Raw genomic sequence first — 19,232 nt, 5'->3', positions numbered from 1 at the left:
CACGCGGGGTGATGCGTGGCGACGCGCTACGCGAGCGCCTCGGCGGCCGGCGCGACGCTGCGGCCGCGATCGGCCTCGCGCGCGTCCTCGAGGATCATGTCGGACGCCTTCTCGGCGACCATCACGATCGGCACGTTGGTGTTGCCCGATACGAGGGTCGGCATGATCGAGCAGTCGACCACGCGCAGCCCGCGCGTGCCGTACACGCGCAGCCGCTCGTCGACGACCGCGAGCGGATCGCTCGCGACGCCCATTTTCGCGGTGCCGGACGGATGGAAGATCGTCTGCCCGTATTCCCGGCAGAACTCGAGCAGTTCGTCGTCGGTCTGCGCGTCCGCGCCCGGCCGCACCTCGCGCTTCATCAGCGGCGCCATCGGCTCGGTGGCCGCGACGCGTCGCGCGAAGCGCACGCCGGCCACCGTCGTGCGGCGGTCGCGCTCGGTGTCGAGATAGTTCGGCTGGATCGACGGCGCGTCGCGCGCATCGTCGGTGCGGATGCGCACGGTGCCGCGCGATTCGGGCCGCAGCTGGCAGATCGAATACGTGCAGCCGGGAAACGGATGCACGCTGCCGCCCGCCGAATCGGCCGACAGCGTCGAGAAATGGAACTGGATGTCCGGCGTCGCCGATTCGTCCGGCAGCGCACGGCAGAACATCCCGCCCTGGTTGATGCCGATCGCGAGCGGGCCGCCGCGGAACAGCGCCCACTGCAGCCCCATCTTCGCGCGGCCGATCCACGAATGCAGCTCGTCGTTGGTCGTGATCGGCTTCGTCACTTCGTGGATCAGACGAATCTGCAGATGATCCTGCAGGTTCTCGCCGACGCCCGCGCGATCGGCGACGACCGGAATCCCGTGCCGGTTCAAGAGCGCGGCCGGCCCGACGCCCGACACCTGCAGCAGTTGCGGCGACTGCAGCGCGCCGGCCGCGAGAATCACCTCGCGCAGCGCGCGCACCTCGTGCACGTTGCCATGCTGGACGTACCGCACGCCGGACGCCTGCGCGCCGTCGAACAGCACCTTCAGCGCCTGCGCATCGGTTTCGACGTGCAGGTTCGGCCGCCCGCGCGCGGGCTTCAGGTACGCCACCGCCGTCGAGCAGCGCAGCCCGTTGCGCGTGGTGAGCTGGTAATAGCCGACGCCCTCCTGGTCACCCGTGTTGAAATCGTCGACCGTGCGCACGCCGAGCCGGTTCGACGCGGCCACGAACGCATCGACGAGTTCGTGCCGCTGCCGGATCGCGGACGCCCACAGCGGGCCGCCGGTGCCGCGCGTCGGCCCTTCGCCGAGCGTGTTGTGTTCGAGCTTGCGGAAATACGGCAGGCACTCGCGCCAGCTCCAACCGCGATTGCCGAGCGCGGCCCAGTGGTCGTAGTCCTGCTGCTGCCCGCGCACGTAGATCAGCCCGTTGATCGAACTGCAGCCGCCGAGCGTGCGGCCGCGCGGCCAGTACAGGCGGCGGTTGTGCATGTTCGGATCGGGATCGGTGTGGAAGCCCCAGTTGTACACGGGGTGGAACATCGTCTTGCCGTACCCGATCGGCACGTGGATCCACATGTAGCGGTCGGCGGGGCCCGCTTCCAGCAGGCACACCGTATGGCGGCCGCCGTCGGACAGCCGGTTGGCAAGGACGCAACCGGCCGATCCCGCGCCGACCACGACATAGTCGAAGCTGCGTGTCATTCGTGTCTCCGTTCCGGGGTATTGGAAAAATCCGGTATGTTTCGTCCAAATTTATTGAGCCCACGGAACGCGTACAAGCCGATTTATTGTCCACGCCGCGAATGTGGTACAAAAACCGTTCAATTCGTTTCATTTCCAACGCACATACCATCCCGGGACGCACGCCGATCCCGACGGAGGAGACACATGCGCGAAACCGCCCCCGCGCCGCCCGATGGCGCGCCCGCCGACGACGCGCGCGTCCTGCGCGCGCTCGCGGTGCTCGAAGCACTCGCGTCGGCCGGCCAGCCCTACACGCTGTCGCAACTCGCCGCGCGGCTGCACATTCCAAAGGCGACACTGCTGCGCCTGATCGAATCGCTCGAAACGCGCGGCTACGTGATCCACCTGCCCGACTCGCGCGGCCACGATCGCGGCATCGCGCTCGGCCCGCGCGCCGCGCAGTTCGCGCTCGCGGCGCTGTCGAACAACACGTTCACGCGCGGCTGCCGCTCGGTGCTGCGCTCGCTCGTCGACGTGCTCGGCGAGACCTGCAACCTCACCGCGCTCGACGGCGACACGGTGCTGTACGTCGAACGCGTCGAGACGACCGAGCCGTTGCGGCTCGAGATGCGGCCCGGCATGCGCGTGCCGCTGCATTGCACGGCGAGCGGCAAGCTGTTCCTGTCGCAGCTGAACGCGCTGGAGCGCAACGCGATGCTCGCGCGGCTCACGCTGAAGAAGATGACCTACCGCACGCTGACCGATGCGCAGTTGCTCGCGGCCGAGCTCGACCGGCTCGCCGCGCGCGGCGTCGGGATCGACAACGAGGAATTCGTGCGCGGGATGGTCGCGGTGGCAGTGCCGGTGAAGGAGGCAGCAAGCGGCCGCGTGCTCGCGGCGCTCGCCGTGCATGCGCCGACCGCGCGCGCGACGCTCAACGACCTGCTGGAGAACGTGCCGAAGATGCGGGAAGCGGCGACGCGGCTCGCGCCGCTCCTGCATGCGGCCGAGGGCGCGCCGCCGGGTTGATTGCCGTGATGCACCAAAGCGTCGAAACGTTCACGCGAGGTGGTAACGCAGCCAGAAAGTCTCGCGGCACGCGTTGTCGAACGTGATCCGTGTCGGGCCGATCGCTTGCGCATCGGGATGGCGCAGCACGTCGTAGTCGATCCAGCATTCCGCGCACAGCAGATCGGACGGCGCGCGATCCTGCTCGACCGAGCGGCGCACGATCGCGCCGTTGTCGAAGCGGTATTCGGTTTCGTCGCGCATGACTTCGACATCGTCGTCGGTCCAGCGGTCGTGCGACGTCGTGTGCGACACGATCGACACCGGGCCCGGGAGTCCGTGAATCGCGGCGACGTAGGAAATGAGCTTGTCCATGGCGAGGCGGCAGGGAAACAGATGGCCGCATCGCGCAACGCGTGCTGCGCGATACGGCCCGAGCGGCGAGTATAGCCGCGTGCCGAAGACCTTGCCGCCGGCGGGGTTTCGCGCGCTACGCCTCCAGCGCGAGCAACGCGAACGTCGCGAGCCAGTGCTCGCCCATGTAGTCGCCGGCCACGTGCGCGAGTGCGCTCGCAAGATGCCGGTCGGCCGCGTCGAGCAGCTTCGCGCGCCGCGCATCATCTTCCGGCAGCGCGCCGGCGAGCGCGCGCTGGCACCACGCGCGGCTCAGGTTCAGCCCGTCGAGGTGCGCGATCTTCCCGTCGCTGCGATCGCTGACCGTCGCCGGCTCGAACAGCGTCGCCGGTTCGCCGCGCGCGAGATCGGGCAGGAAGCGCGCGAACCAGCCGTCGAATTCGGCAGCCGGCAGCACGCGCCGCATCAGCTCCGCCTCCATCAGCGCGGGCGACAGGAATTCGTCGCCCGACGGTTCCCACGCCTGGCATGCGACATCGTTCAGGTGCCAGCGCTTCGCGGTATCGACGATCAGCGCCGCGAGCCCGTCGCGCTGCGTGTCGCGCGCGAAGTCGAGCGTGAGCGCCAGCGCGAACGCGGTGTTGAAGTGCGTGCCGACGCGCAGCGGATAGGTCGCTTTCGGCAGGAAGGTCTCGAAGCGCGACACGAACAGGTCGGTCAGCGGCGCCATCGTCTTCGCCCAGCGCGCGGCCTGCGGCATCGCCCCCTTCAGCGCGAGCCGCTCCAGCTGCGCCGACAGCGCGAGCAGCCATGCCCAGCCGTACGGCCGCTCGAAACCGGCGTTGTGCGGCCGCGCGAGATACGCGCCCTCGCCGGCGACGTTCGCATCGGTGAAGTGCGCGTCGACGATCGCGACGATGCGTTCGGCCTCCGGCAATGCCGGATAGCGTTCGAGCACGCGCAGCACGAGCCAGTAGCCGTGCACGCACGAGTGCCAGTCGTAGCTGCCGTAGAAGATCGGGTGCAACGCGCGCGGCCCCTGCACGTCGTGCGGACCTTCGAGCGCATGCGTGAGCTTGTTCGGATATTCGCGGGTCAGGTGCGCGAGCGCGAGCGACGCGAATTTCGAGGCGAGTTCGGGGGTCAGTCGGTCGGTCATGGGGATCTCGTCAGAAGCGGAATGCGAACGCGTACATCAGCAGCGTGTTCACGGCGAGCAGCAGCAAGGCCGTCGGCCACTGCACCTTGATCACGCCATTCTTGTCCTTCAGTTCGAGCAGCGCCGCCGGCACGATGTTGAAGTTCGCGGCCATCGGCGTCATCAGCGTACCGCAGAAGCCGCTCAGCATCCCGATCGCGCCGACGATCGCCGGGTTGCCGTGGAACTGGTGGACGATCAGCGGCAGGCCGATGCCGGCCGTCATCACGGGGAACGCGGCGAAGCCGTTGCCCATGATCATCGTGAACAGCGCCATGCCGACCGTGTAGGCCGCGACCACCGCGAACGGCGAATCGATCGGCACCCACTCCCTGACGAGCCCCGACACCACGCCGCCGACACCCGCGACCGCGAACAGCGCGCCGAGCGCCGCGAGCATCTGCGGCAGGATCGCGGCCCAGCCGACCGCGTCCATCGTATGGCGTGCCTCCTTCACCGCATGCACGGGCGAATCGCGCAGCATCGCGAGCGCGACGGCGAACGCGACGAGCGTGCCGAGCACGAGCGAGATCAGCGTCACGCTCTTCTGCTCGACGAACGGCACGAGCTTCAACGCGAACGTGCCGATCAGCGTGACGACCGGAATCAGCAGCGCGGGCAGGAACAACGTGTTGCCGAAACGCTGCGCGAGCGTCTCGCGCCGCACGGCCGCGGCCTCCCCGGCTTCGTCGGACTTGCCGCGCCCGAGCTTGCCCGAACCGGCGATCACAGCGAGCGCGATCGCAAGGCAGCCCGTCACGAAATGCGGCAGCAGCGCGCCGAACAGGAACGTGGCCGCGTAGATCGCCCAGAACGCGAAATTGACGACGCGGCGCGGGTTCGTGCGATCGGTCAGGTTGAAGTAGGCGAACGCGGCGAACATCAGCCCCGCGAGCGTGTACAGCGATTCGAGGCCGATCATCGCGTGCCCTCCTGCCCCACCAGGCCGAAGCCGCGCGTGAGCCGGCGATCCAGCAACGCGAGGCGCGTGCAGTGGATCAGGAGTGCGGCGATCGCGGTCGGGATCGCCCACACCGACAGGTGCAGCGGCTCGATCGAGATGCCGTTCTGTTCGAGAAAGCCCTTGATCAGCAGGATCGACTGGATCGCGATGAAGATGTCCTCGCCGAAGAACACGGCGACGTTGTCGGCGCCCGATGCATGCGCGCGGATCTGCTGGCGCACCGATTCGGGCAGTTCGCCATGCCGGTTGACCGCGGCGGCCTCCGCCATCGGCGCGATCAGCGGCCGCACCATCTGCGCATGGCCACCGAGCGACGTGAGACCGAGCGCGGCCGTCGCCTGGCGCAGCACGAAGTACAGCATCAGCACGCGGCCCGTGGTGGCTGCCTGCACGCGCGAGATCATCCGCTTCGCCTGCTCCTTGAGCCCGTTGCGCTCGAGCAGCGCGATCACCGGCAGCGTCAGCCAGATGAGCCCCATGTAGCGGTTTTCGGTGAACGCCTTGCCGAACGCGCTGACGATGTCGACGAGATTCAGCCCGCCCGCCAGCCCCGTCGCGAGCCCCGCGATCGTGACCACCAGCAGCGCGTTGAAGCGCAGCGCAAAACCGATCACGACGATCGGCACCCCAATCAGCACCAGCATTGCTCCTCCTTGGATCGGACGCGCGGCGCCTTGGCCTGCGCCGCCTGCCCGGTTTGGACCGGGCTCTGACGGCGCAATCTAACACGAGACTTTATCGACAAAAAGTCGACAATTTACTGCTTCGGGTAAACGTTGAAGCGTGCGACCACGGTGCCCGGGCCATGTGTCGGTGGGGTTTCGTCCGAGGAATCGGGGGATGGCCGGACGGCGCGCACGCACCGGTTGCGGCACGTGCGTCGGCGCCCCGGCCGGCGGCGTGCAGCGGCCCGCCGCGCGTGGCGGAGCCCCGGTGCGCCGACTACACTGGAAAGCATCGGCAACGGACGGGAGAGCCGCCATGATTGACGTATTCCAGACCATCGGCAGCCGCGCGTTCTCCGCTCATCTGGCGAAGGACGGGATGGTGACGCTGATGGAGCAACGCCATGAGGTCGATCGCGTGACGCTCGCGACCGCGTATGCCGCGCTCGTCGAGGAGTCCGAGCAGGAAGCCGACCTGCTCGACGCGACGGTCGAGGGGATGATGCGCGCGCTGATCCAGGGGTACGCGCGCAGCCATTGACGGCGCGGCCGCACATCGGGTGCGCGACCGGTTTCCACCCTCGCCCGTCGAAGCGGATGACGGGCGGGCGCGGGCGCTACGCGGCCGGTGTCCCGGCGCCCATGCCGAACCACGGGCCCGCACAGTGGCCGGCAGTCGGCCTGCGTGCAGATCCTCGGCAGGTTCGCGACCGCCCGGTTGCCGGCGCGGTCGCGTTCCGTCATGAACGCGTCGGCGTGCTTCGTCGCGCCTGGACGGATCGCGCGCTATTGCACCGTCAAATGCGCGCGCATCGTATCGAATTCCGGCTTGCTCGCGTCGAACCGGTCGACAGGCGCCGTATAGGACAGCCCGTACACGGTCGTCTCGCTCATCGTCGCGACGAGCGTCTGCCGGATCGCCGTTCCATCCGCGCGATGCATGTCGCAAGTCGTCGCGAGTCCCGCGCGGCCGCCCAGCGCCATCTGCCCGGGTGACGTGCACTGCGCGGTCCAGCCGCGATGGCGGTAACCGTCGACGATCGTGTGCTGCATCGTGTCGAACTCGTGATCGAGACGGGCCGCGCCGTGATCCGTCCGGACGATCCGCATCAGCGAAATCACCGCCTCGGCCGTGCCCGACGGGCTGCGTTTCACCGCGACGTCATTTGAACCGGGCAGCGTCTTGCCGGCGCGGGTGGCCGGTGCGGGACCTGGCGACACTTCCCAGCCCGACGGCCACGCAATGGGTTCGGCCGCTTCGGCAAACGTCATCGGCGGCCCGATGCACAACCACACGGCGAGGGCACGCACGGTCATTCGAAAACGGGGCTTCAGGCTCATGTCGTTCGGCGGATTCCGTGTCGCGGAGGGCGCGTCATGATCGCACGGCGTACCGTCCGCCCGCCAGCGGCGACCGGCTTTCACGGGCCTTCCGGCACGCACCGTCATAGAGGAAACGCACTGAAACGGCACCATGCGCGAATTTTTCGATTGCCGCCGCCCGCGCCGCATGACAGCATGCGGGCGTCGCCAACCGAAAAGAATGTCGTGCCGTCCGGCCGCCGATGCCGTCCGGCGGCGCCGAACAGGCAGCCCCTTCCATGAACCCGGCCCACCTCCAACACTACGAACCGACCGGAGAATTCCGCTTGTGAACATCGGCATCGTCAACGACCTCCCGCTTGCCGTCGAGGCGATGCGCCGCGCGATCGCGCGCCGGCCCGAGCACCGCGTGCTGTGGGTCGCGACCGACGGCGCGCAAGCCGTCGAGCTGTGCGCCGCGCAGCCGCCCGATATCGTGCTGATGGACCTGATCATGCCGAAATTCGACGGGATCGAAGCGACGCGGCGGATCATGCGATCCGAACGACCGTGCGCGATCCTGATCGTGACGAGCTGCATCGGCGCGAATGCCTGGCGCGTGTTCGAGGCGATGGGCGCCGGCGCGCTCGACGCGGTCGATACGCCGAGGCTCGGCGACGGCGCGGCCGGCGACACGACCCGCCTGCTGCTCGCGAAGATCGACCAGATCGGCCGCCTGCTCGACGCGCCCGGCGGCACGCGCCTCGCCGGCACGGCCACCCGCGCCGGCGGCGGCCCGCTGGTCGCGATCGGCGCCTCGGCCGGCGGCCCCGGCGCGCTCGCGTCCGTCCTCGGCGGCCTGCCGGCCGATTTCAGCGCGCCGATCGTGATCGTCCAGCACGTCGACCGCGCGTTCGCCGAAGGCATGGCGCAATGGCTCGACGGCCAGACACCGCTCGCCGTGCGCGTCGCGCGCGAAGGCGACCGTCCGCAGCCGGGCGTCGCACTGCTCGCCGCGACCGACGACCATCTGCGCATCACCCGCGCCGGCACGCTCGAATACACGCGCGAACCGGCCGCCACCCCGTATCGCCCGTCGGTCGACGTGTTCTTCAACAGCCTGACCGAGCACTGGCCCGGCCGCGTGATCGGCGTGCTGCTCACCGGGATGGGCCGCGACGGCGCGATCGGCCTGAAGGCGCTGCGGATGAAGGGCTACCATACGATCGCCCAGGACGAGGCGACGAGCGCCGTGTACGGCATGCCGAAAGCGGCCGCGACACTCGGCGCGGCACGCGCGATCCTGCCGCTCGGGCGCATCGCGGGCGAGCTGGCGGCGCTCGCGAGAATCTGAGCCCGACGATGAACACGCGCAACACCCATGTCTGCCCCTGCAACAACCGCAACAACCCGCATCGACCATGACCATTGACCTGACTCGCCCGCCAGGCGGCCCCTACACGCCGCCCGTCGACGTGCCGGCGATGGTGCTGCTGGTGGATGACCAGACGATCGTCGCGGAAGCCGTGCGGCGCGCGCTCGTCGACGAGGACGGCATCGATTTCCACTACTGCCCGCGTTCGGACGACGCGATGGCCACCGCGATCGAGACACGGCCGACCGTGATCCTGCAGGACCTCGTGATGCCCGGCACCGACGGGCTGAGCCTCGTGAGGGCGTACCGCGAGAATCCGGCGACGCGCGACGTGCCGATCATCGTGCTGTCGACGCAGGAAGAGCCCGTGATCAAGAGCGCCGCGTTCGCGGCCGGCGCGAACGACTACCTCGTGAAGCTGCCCGACCGCATCGAGCTCGTCGCACGCGTGCGCTACCACTCGCGCTCGTACATGAACCTGCTGCAACGCGACGAGGCCTACCGCGCGCTGCGGCAATCGCAGCAGCAGTTGCTCGAAGCCAATCTCGAGCTGCGGCGCCTCACGCATTCCGACGGCCTGACCGGGCTGTCGAACCGGCGCTATCTCGACGAATACCTCGCCGCGGAATGGCGGCGCGGCACGCGCGAGCGCAGCGAGCTGTCGCTGCTGATGATCGACGTCGACAACTTCAAGCTGTACAACGACACGTACGGCCACGTGTCGGGCGACAGCGTGCTCAAGCAGATCGCGTCGACCATCGAGCGCTGCCTCGGCCAGTCGGGCGATCTCGCCGCGCGTTTCGGCGGCGAGGAATTCGCGGTCGTGATGCCGGCCACGTCGCCGGGCGCCGCGCGGCTGCTCGGCGAGAAGATCCGCCTCGCGGTCGAGGCGCTGCGGCTGCGGCACGCGCATTCGTCGACCGGCAACACCGTGACGATCAGCATCGGCGGTGCGACCATCGTGCCGATGCCCGGCCTGCCGACGACGCTGCTGATCGAAGCCGCCGACCGTGCGCTCTATCGCGCGAAGCACGAAGGCAAGAACCGCGTCGAGATCGATGCGACGCCGACGACGCCGGTCCCCGGCGGGTTCGGCGGCCCGCGCGTCGACTGAGCGCCGAACGCCGAAAGCGCGCCGCGCTCACACGGCGCCGAGCCGGCGCGCGTAGTCGCCCGGATCCAGCGGGCGGCTGAACAGATAGCCCTGCTGCATGTCGCAGCCGATCTGCTGCAGGAACCACGATTGCGCCTGCGTCTCGACCCCTTCGGCCGTGACCTTCATCCCGAGCGAATGCGCCATCGCGACCACGGCCTGCGTGATCGCCACCGAGTCGTGATGATCGGGCACGCCCGACACGAACGAGCGGTCGACCTTCAGGTTGTGCAGCGGAAAGCGCTTCAGGTACGCAAGCGATGAATAGCCGGTGCCGAAATCGTCGACCGAGATCCGCACGTTCATGTCCGTGAGCGCCTCGAGCATCGGCAGCACGGTGTCCGTGTCGTTCATCAGCAGTCCTTCGGTAATCTCGAGTTCGAGCGCGGACGGATCGAGCCGCGTCTGCGCGAGGCAGCGACCGACCGATTCGACGAGCCCTTCGTGGAACTGCCGCGGCGACAGGTTGACGGCCAGCATCAGGTCGGGCGCGATCGTGCGGCGCCATTCGGCCGCCTGCCGGCACGCGGTTTCGAGCACCCACTGGCCAATCGCGACGATCAGCCCCGTATCTTCCGCGACCGGAATGAACTCCGCCGGCGACATCGGCCCGAGCTCGGGGCTCGTCCAGCGCAAGAGCGCCTCGGCGCCGACCGTGCGGCCGCTGCGCGCGTCGACGACGGGCTGATACGCGAGCCGCAGCATGTCCGACGACAGCGCGCGCCGCAGCGACTGCTCGATCGCGAAGCGGCGCTGCAGCCGCAGGTTGAGCTGCGCGGTGAAGAACGTGAAGTGGTTGCGGCCGCGCTGCTTCGCGTCGTACATCGCCGAATCGGCATTGCGCATCAGCGTGACGGCATCGTCGCCGTCGCGCGGCGCGACGCTGATCCCGATCGACACGCCGAGCCAGTATTCGTTGTTCGCGATCGCGAACGGCTTCGCGATCGCGTCGATCACCTCGCGCGCGAGCACCTCGAGCCGGTCGGGATCGTCGCAGTCGTCGACGAGGATCACGAACTCGTCGCCGCCGACCCGCGTCAGCGCGTGCTGGCCGCCGCCGCAGGCCGCGAGCCGCGCGGCCACGCTGCGCAGCAGCGCGTCCCCCGCGTCGTGGCCGGCCGTGTCGTTGACCTTCTTGAAACCGACGAGATCGATGAACAGGATCGCGACGCGCGCGGGGCCGCCCGCCGCATCGTGTCCGCCGAACAGCTCGCGCATGCGGTCGCCCAGCCAGCGGCGGTTGTAGAGGCCCGTCAGCGCATCGCGCGTCGCGAGGTAACGCAATTGCTGCTGCGCTTCGCGCACGGGGCCGATGTCGTTGAACGACACGATCACCGAATCGGCCTGCTGCTCGCCCGGCTTCACGATCGGCACCGCGTTGCCGCGCACCCAGATGATGTCGCCGTCCGCCAGCCCGAAGCCGACCGTGTAGCCGAGCATCGGCGTGGCCGTCTCGAGCGCGCGCCGGCTCGGCCACTCGTCCGGCGCGATCGGCGTGCCGTCCTCGTGCAGCTTGCGCAGGATCACCGTCGACAGCCGCCGGCCGACGAGGTCGCCCTTCACGCGCATCATCCGGTTCGCACTCGGGTTGCTCGCGACGACGACGCCGTCGCGCGACACCACGACGATCCCTTCGTTCAGGCTGTTGACCACGAGCCGGTGATGTTCCTCGCTGCGCGCGAGCTGTCGCGCGATCCGGTCCTGGTGCACCGCGAGGCCGACGCTGTTGCCGATGTCGCGCAACAGTTCCGTTGCCTCGTCGCCCGGCCGGCGCGGTGTGCGGTAATAGACGGCGAATGCGCCGAGCACGACGCCCGCGTCGTCGAGGAACGGCACCGACCAGCACGCGCGCAAGCCCAGCGGCAATGCGACGGCCCGGTAGTCGGCCCACAGGGGATCGGTTTCGATGTCTTCGACGACGACCATCCGGCGCAGGTACATCGCCGTGCCGCACGAGCCGGCGGCCGGCCCGATCGACGCGCCTTCGATCGCCGTGCTGTACCGCACCGGCAGCGAGGGCGCGGCACCGACGTGCACGTGCACGCCGTCGGTGTCGAGCAGCAGGATCGTGCATGACGCGCCGTCGCCGAGCAACGCCTCGGCGCGCCGGCAGACCTCGACGAGCAGTTCCGGCAGCGGTGTGTTGCGCGTGATCAGCCTCAGCACGCTTTGCTCGGATGCGAGCACTTCCGCCGCGAGCCCGGGACTGTAACGAGAACTTTGCGGTTCGGTATTCAAGATGAATCCTGCCGTCTGTCCGATCGGGTCTGATGCGCCCGATTCGTTTTCGATCCTTCGTGCCGAATTTCGCTCCGGGTTTACGCCGATGCCCGGTGCGCCCCGTATTGCGCGCGGTGCCAACGCGCGCCGAAATACATTTAACACCAATCCGTGACCAGTGGCGCATCCACGTGCATCAGGGGTTACGCGTGGTCGGCACGGCGGTTGCACCCGGTAGTCAGCTCGCCGAAAGACTTGCACGCGGCGCGACGGCCCGGGGCACGGCCGCGCGGGGTGCGCGGCGGGCATGCAAACCGTTCGTCAGATTGTGGCGGCGCGCGGCTCCGTTCGCGTTCATGCCACCGCGCCGGGTTCCATGCGCGTCACGGCCTTCAATGCATCGATCGCGGCCGCGACCGACACGCCCGCGGGCGCCGAATACAGCGCGCCGACCGTTTCCGGCATCGTCGACAGCTTCAGCGGCAACCGGCCGACGCGCTCCCCTGCGCGCACGGCCAGCTCGAACGCGCGGGCCGACTGCACGAACAGGCAAGGCGACTGCTCGGCCACCACGCGGTTGGTCTGCCATGACACCGATTCCATCATCACGGGCGGAGGCGGCAAGCCCGCATTCGCGAACTCCGCGTCCAGCGCCGTGCGCGCGGGCGAGCCGAGCGGCGGCGCGATCCACGGGAACGCGGCCGCGTCGCGCCAGCCGATCCGCGCGCGCCTGAGCAGCGGATGGCGCGGCCCGCACACGACGATCATGTCGTCGCGGTACAGCGGCGCGACGTCGAGCCCCGCGCTCAGCGCCGATGCGTCGAGCCGGCACACGAGCAGGTCGAGCTCGTGGCGCTGCGCCTGCGCAAGCATCCGGTCGAGCGTGTCCTCGCGCACGTTGAGCTGCACGGCGCGGCCGGCTTCCCGCAGCCACGCCAGCGCGCCCGGAATCAGTTGCGGCGCCATGTTCGGCAGCAGGCCGATCGACACCGGGCGGCCGGTGCCGGTGCGCAACGCATCGAACGCGGGCGCGACGCCGCGCATGTCGGTCAGCACGCGGCCGATGCATTCGAGCAGCGCATCTCCATAGATGGTCGGCGCGACGCGCCGCGACGTGCGTTCGAACAGCGGCAGGCCGAGCGCGTCCTCGAGTTCGCGCAGCCATTTCGACAGCGCGGGCTGCGTGATCGACGCGGCCTCGGCCGTGCGCGCGAAGCTGCGCGTGCGCCCGAGCGAGTCGAGCGTTTCCATGTCGCGCACGCGCAGCCGGCGCAGCGCCTGCACGATGCGCTGCTCGTGGGCCGGCGCGCCAGGCGGCGCGAGCGGTGCCGGCCGCGTCCGGCGACTTGGGCCGCGTGGGTCGTAGGTCACGGTCGCCTCCGTCATTCATATTCGTCAGGTTATCGATCGACCCTGATCTTTCATCGATCGATACACGATCCTGCCGCATAGTCGTCCGCATGAAAACCCCCGGCACGAGCCGGCATGACCAGGAGACAGCCGACGTGAAAGACGATCAGGACACCCCCGCCGCCGAACCCACCCCGCGGCGCCAGTTCCTCAAGCTGGCCGGCGCGGCAGTCGCGGCGGCCGGCTTCGGCGCCGACGCGCGGGCTGCGAGCGCGCCGCCGGCCGCCCCGGTCGCCGCGGGCGCGGGCATCGATCCCGCGCCCGCGTTCCACGGCGCGACGACCGCGCCCGCCGCGCCGCCCACCGGCTACAACATCCTGTTCATCCTGACCGACCAGGAGCGCCACTTCGATCGCTGGCCGTTCCCGGTGCCGGGCCGCGAAGCGCTGCGCCGCGACGGCATCACGTTCATGCACCACCAGATCGCCGCGTGCGTGTGCTCGCCGTCGCGCTCGACGGTCTACACCGGGCAGCACATCCAGCACACCGGCGTGCTCGACAACACGGGCGTGCCCTGGCAGAAGGACATGTCGCCGGACGTGCGCACCGTCGGCCACATGCTGCGCGACGCCGGCTACTACGCCGCGTATCTCGGCAAGTGGCACCTGAGCGCGTCGATGCACGAAACCGCGAGCCCGTACACGGCCCCTGTGGCCGACTACAACCGCACGATCCGGTCGTACGGCTTCGACGACTATTTCGGGGTGGGCGACCTGATCGGGATGGTGCGCGGCGGCTACCAGTACGACGGGATCACGGCCGAGGCGGCGGTGAGCTGGATGCGCAACCACGCGCCGCGTCTCGCGAAGGAAGGCAAGCCGTGGTTCCTCGCGGTGAACCTGGTGAACCCGCACGACGCGATGTTCGTGAACACCGACACGAACGGCTCGGCGGTGCAGGACGCGAACCACCCGATGCTCGGCAACGCGCCGCCGCCGAACGACGCGCTGTATCGCACGTCATGGCACGACGTGCCGCTCGCGGCATCGCGTCGGCAGCCGTACGACGAGCCGGGGCGGCCGCCGGCGCACGGGATGTTCAACGCCGCGCATGCGAACCTGGTCGGACGCTATCCGTTCACCGACGAACGCTTGCGCATCTATCAGGACAACTACTTCAACTGCGTACGCGATTGCGACACGCATGTCGTGCGCCTGCTGCAATCGCTGCAGGCGCTCGGCCTCGACGAACGCACGATCGTCGTGATGACGGCCGACCACGGCGATCACGTCGGCGCGCACCAGCTCGTCGGCAAGGGCGCGACCGCGTACCAGCCGCAGAACCACGTGCCGCTCGTGATCCGCCATCCCGCGTATCCGGGCGGCATGCAGTGCGATGCGCTGACGTCGCACATCGACATCGCGCCGACGCTGCTCGGTCTCACCGGTCTCGACGAGGCGCGGCTCGCGTCGATTCGCGGCAGCGCGCTGAAGGGGCACGACCTCACGCGCTGGCTCGCGAAGCCGGCCGACGCGAAGCGGCACGCGGCGCGTGACGCCACGCTGTTCAACTACGCGATGCTGCTCTACTACGACAGCGAATGGATGCTGAAGGAGCTGGGCACGATGCGCCAGAAAGGCGTGCCCGAGGACGAGCTGCTGCGCCGCGCGCTCGCGCAGCAGCCCGATTTCCGGTTGCGCGGCACGATTCGCAGCGTGTTCGACGGCCGCTACCGGTTCACGCGCTATTTCTCGCCGCTCGAATTCAACCGTCCGACGACGATGGAGGCCCTGTTCGCGCGCAACGACGTCGAGCTGTTCGATATCGCGAGCGATCCGGGCGAGATGCGCAATCTCGCGATGGACCGGAAAAAGCACGGCGAGCTGCTGCTCGCAATGAACGGCCGCCTGAACGACCTGATCGCGAGCGAGGTGGGCGACGACAGTCCCGACGTCATGCCGATCCGCGACGGCAAGGTGCAGGTGCAGATCCGCAAGTGGCATTGAACGCGGCCGCCTGCCTCCCCGAACCGGCAATCGTCGGATGATTCCGCCTCCCGTGATCCCCTGCCGTGCGGTCGCGCCATGCGATCGCATGCGGGGCGTCTCTTTTCGTCATCGGTCGGGACAGGTAAGCATCGAGTAAGCATGACGCCCTACAGTGTGCTGATTCTCCAAGGCGGATCATCGCGGCGAGCGCGCGCGTCGCCCGGGTCCGGGCTACATGAAGGGAAACGGCATGCAGAACCGGCCAGCGTTGAACTATGTATGTGCGAAACACCCCGACGGACGCCGGTCGAACTGGCAACCGCCCGCGAGCTGGAAACGGCAGCTTGCGACGCCGTCGCGCGGCGTCGTCGCGATCGATCACTACATCGCAAATGCGTCGGAGGTGATCGATCTCGAGACGACCGAGCCCGTCTTCACGCTGCACTTGCGTGCACCGACAGGACTGGAGATGCGCACCGACGGCAACGGCTGGGCCGCGCACGTGATGCGCACGCCGTTGACCTACGTGCCGCCCGGCTTCGCGTGTTCCAGCCGGTGGTCGAACGACATCGAGTGGCTCGCCGTCCACTTCGACGTGGCCTGGCTGTCGCGCTCGGGCCTGCTGGCCAGCACGCCGACCGTGCCGGCCGTGCCGCGCTTCGACGTCAGCGACGATCTGCTCGTGCAGATCATCCGGAGTATTCATGAAGATGCGGTCGCGGGGATGCCGTCGGGGCCGACCTACGTCGAAACCCTCGGCGCGGCCGCGCTCGGCCGCATGTCGTATCTCGAGTCGACGCGCAAGGCCCGCGAATACACGCATGCGCAGGGGATGCGACGCGCCGTCGAGTACATCCGCGACAATTTCCGCGATCCGCTGACGCTCGTGACGCTGGCCGAAGCGGTCGACTACCCGGGCGACCTGTATTCGTTCATCCGGAACTTCAAGAAGGCCAACGGGATGACGCCGCATCAGTACATCGTCGAAACCCGGCTGCAGGCCGCCCGCGACCTGATCGAACGGGGACGATGCGATGTGACCGAGGCCGCGCTCGCGTGCGGCTTCTCGACCACGAGCCACTTCTCCGCAACGTTCCGCAAACGGTGGGGATGCTCGCCGTCCGGGCTCAAGCCGCGCGCGGCGACCGTCATGCGAGCGGCAGCGACAGAATCCACAGGCCGCTGATCGTCAGCGCGATCGTCAACACCAGCAGCGGCAACTGGTTAAGCACCACGGTGCCGGCCAGCACGCGGTGACGGACGGCGATCGCGTGCGTGACGACCACGCTCAGCACGTGGCCGGCGAGAATCAGCAGGACCTGCGCATGCCAGATGGCGCCGACGTTGATCAACTGCGCGGTCGGCGCGACCTGCGCCGGCTCGATCGACAGCAGGTTCCAGCCGATGCCGAGCGGATCGGACAGCAGTGAAACGATCTGCCGCCCCTGGTCGATGAACAACGTGAAGTAGTGGCACACGTTGTAGAACAGCGCGATCGGCAACAGCAACAGGCAGAACTGCCGCGCAAACGCGCTGCCATCCAGCCCCGAACGCGACCCCGCCGCGCCGAGCGCGCAGAAGCCCCGGAACAGCCCATGGTAGGCCAGCCCGACCGCGGCAAACGTGGCCCACTGCCCGGCGAGCACGAGGTCTCCGGCAATGGCGTAGTTGTTCTTGAGCGCCGGAAACACCGCGACGATCAGCGGATAGATGCCGCGCCAGAAGAACGTGTTCCACACGGCCGTATCGCGCAGGCCGTCGTAGGCCGTCGACGACAGCATGAACGACAGGAAGATCACGACGCTGGTGTCGAACGGCGGCTCTGCTGCCATCGCGGCGACCGGATTCCTCAGCCTGATGCCGATTTCGCGCGCCGATCCGCGACGCCATTCGAATGGCGACAGTCGCGCGCACAAACCGCACAGGATGCCGAACGCATCGCAATGCCTGAGCCATACGTCGCGGCCGAAGCAGAATGCACCGCCCAGTGCGTAGATTGCATAGCCGGCAAGAAACAGGCTGGCGTCTCGCGGCCTGGCCGCGCCGAACAACTCCAGCGCGATCAGCGCGACATACACGAACAGCGCGGGATACGATGCGAGGCCACGCGGATAGCGATACCGGCCCCGGTCGATTGCCGGGACGCAGCGCGCCGCGATCCGCAGCATCAATGCGAATGGATTCGTGAACGCATAGAGGTCGCCGAGTACCGCACTGACATAGATCGACCCCAGGTAGAACCAGAGCCAGAATCCCGACATGCCGAGATTGACGAACGGGTTCTGGGTGCCGAAGAAGCCCGACACGATCAGCAGGACGACGAAGCTTAAGCTGACGGCCTGCACCGCAGCGAGCGCCACGGCCGGTATCCGCCATGCCCGCCGCCAGCGGATCGCCGGCGCGCGCGTGACCGGCACATGCACGCCCGAGCCCGATGCGAACGCCAGGATCATGAAGGACACCACGAGCGTACCGGTCGCCGCGTATGCATAGAGCCACAACGGCACCGGCAGGTAGTAGGGAATACTCCACGCATGCGCATCGGCACCGGTCGGCGCGCACGCGAGGAGCGCGACAAAGCCTAGGGCGCGCCACGCATTGCCGCGCGGTACGTGGCGGTTGGCCGGGTTTGTCGCACCGGATTCGAAGTCGTCGTGCATGTCAGTAATCGGATGACGCAATCAGTCCCGTGACCTTCCAGCCGGCCCCGCTTCCCTGCTCCGACACCACGCCGATCGTGTCGTACGGTGCATCGAGCAGCTTGATCAACGCGACGGCGCGCTTGTTGCCGTCCGCCGAATCGGGCAGCGGAAACACCAGGAACGGCAGGATCGGCGACGGCTTGTCGCCCTCCACGATGAGCGGCAGCACGGCATCGTTCAACGATCTGAAGACCGCGAACGACGCGCGATTGCGCAAGATCGCGCTCGTGCTTGCCGTCGGCTGCGACGAGGTTCCGATGGCGAGATAGGCACCGTGATCCCGCAAGCGCCAGCCGGTCAACTGCTCGACCAGCGCGCCGTCGGGCTTGCCGGTGCGACCGGCAGCCAGGGCGGGCAGCCAGCGCCTGTCCACCGGCGACGTCGTGACCCAGTCGCTGAAGAAGCGCGCGTAGAAATCGGCCAGCCCCTTGTCGACGCCGGGTTGCGCGCCCGGCGAGGCCGGCTTCGGCACGTCGCGCCGGCCGTGCCAGCGGACCGCCTGCCAGGCGGGGCCATCCGGCAGGCTCGTGCCGTCGAGAAACGATGTGTCCTTCACGCCGTTCGAAACGAACCAGCCCGCTTTCGCATGCTTGGTTCGCGCGTCGATGAAACCGGCAAGCATCGGCCGGACCTGCTCCCACGGCAGCGCATTTCTCGACGCACCGTTGATCTTCGGATAACGAATCATCTGCAGATACGTCGACTTCGCCATCGCCTCCGTATCGACGGGCCAACGCCAGGTCATCTCGGCAGCGTGGCCGGCCGGACCACCGCGCTCGACCGGCGCTGCCATCGCCAGACCGGCGTCGCATTCGATCCCATAGCGGCGCCAGTCGGGTACGGACGGCGTACCCTGGTGCGCCCACGCATCCTGCAGCGCATGCAGCGCCCGGCCGAACTCGCCCAGCATGAATCCCGCGTTGCGCCCCTCCGCGCGCCGCAGCGCGGCATCGACCAACGACCGCGGCGCCGGGCCGTCCGGCACCACGACCCGGGCTGCCGCTGCGGCCGGCACCCGCGTCTCGCTCGGATAGTGCGCCACCTGGGTGTCCCGCGCATCGGGCGCGAAGCGCCACAGGCAAGCGAACTGCAGCGGCGACGTCATGTATTCGATCGAGCCGGCATCCAGCCGCTGGTCGGCGAGCGCAATCGCGTCGGCTTCACCGGGCGCGAATCCCGCCTGCCGCGCGAGCCAGAACGTGAGGCCGAAGTGCACGTCCGCTTCGAACCCCGAGCACGTCAGCGGCATCATGAGCGCCGCCAGCAGGGCCAGCCCGGCCACGCCCGGA

General features: G+C 68.7%; 16 protein-coding genes. 6 read left to right on the top strand and 10 right to left on the bottom strand.

The features are described 5' to 3' along the window. Positions 1-26: 26 nt before the first annotated feature. Entirely contained in the window at positions 27-1,682 is a 1,656-nt protein-coding gene (locus CFB34_RS08740; protein WP_089442857.1) for a choline dehydrogenase, read from the bottom strand. 186 nt (positions 1,683-1,868) lie between these two features. On the opposite strand from CFB34_RS08740, the gene CFB34_RS08735 reads away from it, so the two are divergent. Beyond that, positions 1,869-2,693, top strand: coding sequence for an IclR family transcriptional regulator (locus CFB34_RS08735; protein WP_089442858.1), 825 nt, complete (start codon positions 1,869-1,871; stop codon positions 2,691-2,693). A 30-nt stretch (positions 2,694-2,723) separates the two neighbouring features. Here CFB34_RS08735 and CFB34_RS08730 read toward each other — a convergent pair whose 3' ends face one another. The 4 genes from CFB34_RS08730 to CFB34_RS08715 form a co-directional block, all read right to left on the bottom strand. Then, positions 2,724-3,047 (bottom strand): hypothetical protein, encoded by a 324-nt coding sequence (locus CFB34_RS08730; protein WP_089442859.1) that lies wholly within the window; start codon positions 3,045-3,047, stop codon positions 2,724-2,726. Between the two features lie 115 nt (positions 3,048-3,162). Continuing rightward, a complete protein-coding gene (locus CFB34_RS08725; RefSeq protein ID WP_089442860.1) occupies positions 3,163-4,185 on the bottom strand; it encodes a DUF2891 domain-containing protein in 1,023 nt (340 codons plus the stop codon). A 10-nt stretch (positions 4,186-4,195) separates the two neighbouring features. Beyond that, complete coding sequence (locus tag CFB34_RS08720) at positions 4,196-5,146, bottom strand: DUF979 domain-containing protein (protein ID WP_089442861.1); 951 nt, start codon at positions 5,144-5,146, stop codon at positions 4,196-4,198. After that, positions 5,143-5,832 (bottom strand): DUF969 domain-containing protein, encoded by a 690-nt coding sequence (locus CFB34_RS08715; protein ID WP_089442862.1) that lies wholly within the window; start codon positions 5,830-5,832, stop codon positions 5,143-5,145. The genes CFB34_RS08720 and CFB34_RS08715 overlap by 4 nt, the downstream gene beginning before the upstream one ends. 337 nt (positions 5,833-6,169) lie before the next feature. Between CFB34_RS08715 and CFB34_RS08710 the strand changes: the two genes are divergently transcribed. After that, positions 6,170-6,394, top strand: a complete 225-nt coding sequence (locus tag CFB34_RS08710; protein WP_039357299.1) for a hypothetical protein — start codon at positions 6,170-6,172, stop codon at positions 6,392-6,394. Between the two features lie 245 nt (positions 6,395-6,639). Here the strand turns inward: CFB34_RS08710 and CFB34_RS08705 are convergent, their stop codons facing one another. Beyond that, on the bottom strand, positions 6,640-7,170 hold the full coding sequence (locus tag CFB34_RS08705; RefSeq protein ID WP_089442863.1) for a DUF4946 domain-containing protein: 531 nt from the start codon (positions 7,168-7,170) through the stop codon (positions 6,640-6,642). A 334-nt stretch (positions 7,171-7,504) separates the two neighbouring features. On the opposite strand from CFB34_RS08705, the gene CFB34_RS08700 reads away from it, so the two are divergent. Both CFB34_RS08700 and CFB34_RS08695 read left to right on the top strand, forming a co-directional pair. After that, positions 7,505-8,509 (top strand): chemotaxis response regulator protein-glutamate methylesterase, encoded by a 1,005-nt coding sequence (locus tag CFB34_RS08700; RefSeq protein ID WP_089442864.1) that lies wholly within the window; start codon positions 7,505-7,507, stop codon positions 8,507-8,509. A 67-nt stretch (positions 8,510-8,576) separates the two neighbouring features. Next, on the top strand, positions 8,577-9,644 hold the full coding sequence (locus CFB34_RS08695) for a diguanylate cyclase (protein WP_089442865.1): 1,068 nt from the start codon (positions 8,577-8,579) through the stop codon (positions 9,642-9,644). Positions 9,645-9,671: 27 nt separating this feature from the next. Here CFB34_RS08695 and CFB34_RS08690 read toward each other — a convergent pair whose 3' ends face one another. Together CFB34_RS08690 and CFB34_RS08685 are read right to left on the bottom strand one after the other, a co-directional pair. Further along, positions 9,672-11,921 carry an EAL domain-containing protein gene (locus CFB34_RS08690; protein WP_089442866.1) on the bottom strand — a complete coding sequence of 750 codons (2,250 nt, stop codon included), beginning with the start codon at positions 11,919-11,921 and terminating at the stop codon, positions 9,672-9,674. A 336-nt stretch (positions 11,922-12,257) separates the two neighbouring features. Then, positions 12,258-13,289 carry a LysR substrate-binding domain-containing protein gene (locus tag CFB34_RS08685; protein WP_242808583.1) on the bottom strand — a complete coding sequence of 344 codons (1,032 nt, stop codon included), beginning with the start codon at positions 13,287-13,289 and terminating at the stop codon, positions 12,258-12,260. A gap of 119 nt (positions 13,290-13,408) precedes the next feature. On the opposite strand from CFB34_RS08685, the gene CFB34_RS08680 reads away from it, so the two are divergent. Together CFB34_RS08680 and CFB34_RS08675 are read left to right on the top strand one after the other, a co-directional pair. Beyond that, positions 13,409-15,259: a sulfatase-like hydrolase/transferase gene (locus CFB34_RS08680; protein ID WP_089443361.1), complete on the top strand. Its 1,851-nt coding sequence runs from the start codon at positions 13,409-13,411 to the stop codon at positions 15,257-15,259. A gap of 232 nt (positions 15,260-15,491) precedes the next feature. Next, positions 15,492-16,427, top strand: a complete 936-nt coding sequence (locus CFB34_RS08675; RefSeq protein ID WP_089442867.1) for an AraC family transcriptional regulator — start codon at positions 15,492-15,494, stop codon at positions 16,425-16,427. Here the strand turns inward: CFB34_RS08675 and CFB34_RS08670 are convergent. Then, complete coding sequence (locus tag CFB34_RS08670) at positions 16,390-17,901, bottom strand: hypothetical protein (RefSeq protein ID WP_242808582.1); 1,512 nt, start codon at positions 17,899-17,901, stop codon at positions 16,390-16,392. The genes CFB34_RS08675 and CFB34_RS08670 overlap by 38 nt on opposite strands. Position 17,902: 1 nt before the next feature. Continuing rightward, the gene (locus CFB34_RS08665) at positions 17,903-19,225 is read right to left on the bottom strand and encodes a DUF6765 family protein (protein WP_242808581.1); all 1,323 of its coding nucleotides are present in this window, start codon (positions 19,223-19,225) and stop codon (positions 17,903-17,905) included. Between the last annotated feature and the right edge of the window lie 7 nt (positions 19,226-19,232).

It is taken from the genome of Burkholderia sp. HI4860, assembly GCF_002223045.2.
Taxonomy (GTDB): domain Bacteria; phylum Pseudomonadota; class Gammaproteobacteria; order Burkholderiales; family Burkholderiaceae; genus Burkholderia.
Note: the sequence above shows the minus strand (reverse complement) of the source record. Positions and strands in the feature narration are given on the sequence as shown.

Excerpts from the sequence above, each read along its gene's own strand:
- CFB34_RS08740 (WP_089442857.1), bottom strand. The coding sequence starts at position 1,682 with ATGACACGCAGCTTCGACTATGTCGTGGTCGGCGCGGGATCGGCCGGT.
- CFB34_RS08735 (WP_089442858.1), top strand. The coding sequence starts at position 1,869 with ATGCGCGAAACCGCCCCCGCGCCGCCCGATGGCGCGCCCGCCGACGAC.
- CFB34_RS08730 (WP_089442859.1), bottom strand. The coding sequence starts at position 3,047 with ATGGACAAGCTCATTTCCTACGTCGCCGCGATTCACGGACTCCCGGGC.
- CFB34_RS08725 (WP_089442860.1), bottom strand. The coding sequence starts at position 4,185 with ATGACCGACCGACTGACCCCCGAACTCGCCTCGAAATTCGCGTCGCTC.
- CFB34_RS08720 (WP_089442861.1), bottom strand. The coding sequence starts at position 5,146 with ATGATCGGCCTCGAATCGCTGTACACGCTCGCGGGGCTGATGTTCGCC.
- CFB34_RS08715 (WP_089442862.1), bottom strand. The coding sequence starts at position 5,832 with ATGCTGGTGCTGATTGGGGTGCCGATCGTCGTGATCGGTTTTGCGCTG.
- CFB34_RS08710 (WP_039357299.1), top strand. The coding sequence starts at position 6,170 with ATGATTGACGTATTCCAGACCATCGGCAGCCGCGCGTTCTCCGCTCAT.
- CFB34_RS08705 (WP_089442863.1), bottom strand. The coding sequence starts at position 7,170 with ATGACCGTGCGTGCCCTCGCCGTGTGGTTGTGCATCGGGCCGCCGATG.
- CFB34_RS08695 (WP_089442865.1), top strand. The coding sequence starts at position 8,577 with ATGACCATTGACCTGACTCGCCCGCCAGGCGGCCCCTACACGCCGCCC.
- CFB34_RS08685 (WP_242808583.1), bottom strand. The coding sequence starts at position 13,289 with ATGACGGAGGCGACCGTGACCTACGACCCACGCGGCCCAAGTCGCCGG.
- CFB34_RS08675 (WP_089442867.1), top strand. The coding sequence starts at position 15,492 with ATGCAGAACCGGCCAGCGTTGAACTATGTATGTGCGAAACACCCCGAC.
- CFB34_RS08670 (WP_242808582.1), bottom strand. The coding sequence starts at position 17,901 with ATGCACGACGACTTCGAATCCGGTGCGACAAACCCGGCCAACCGCCAC.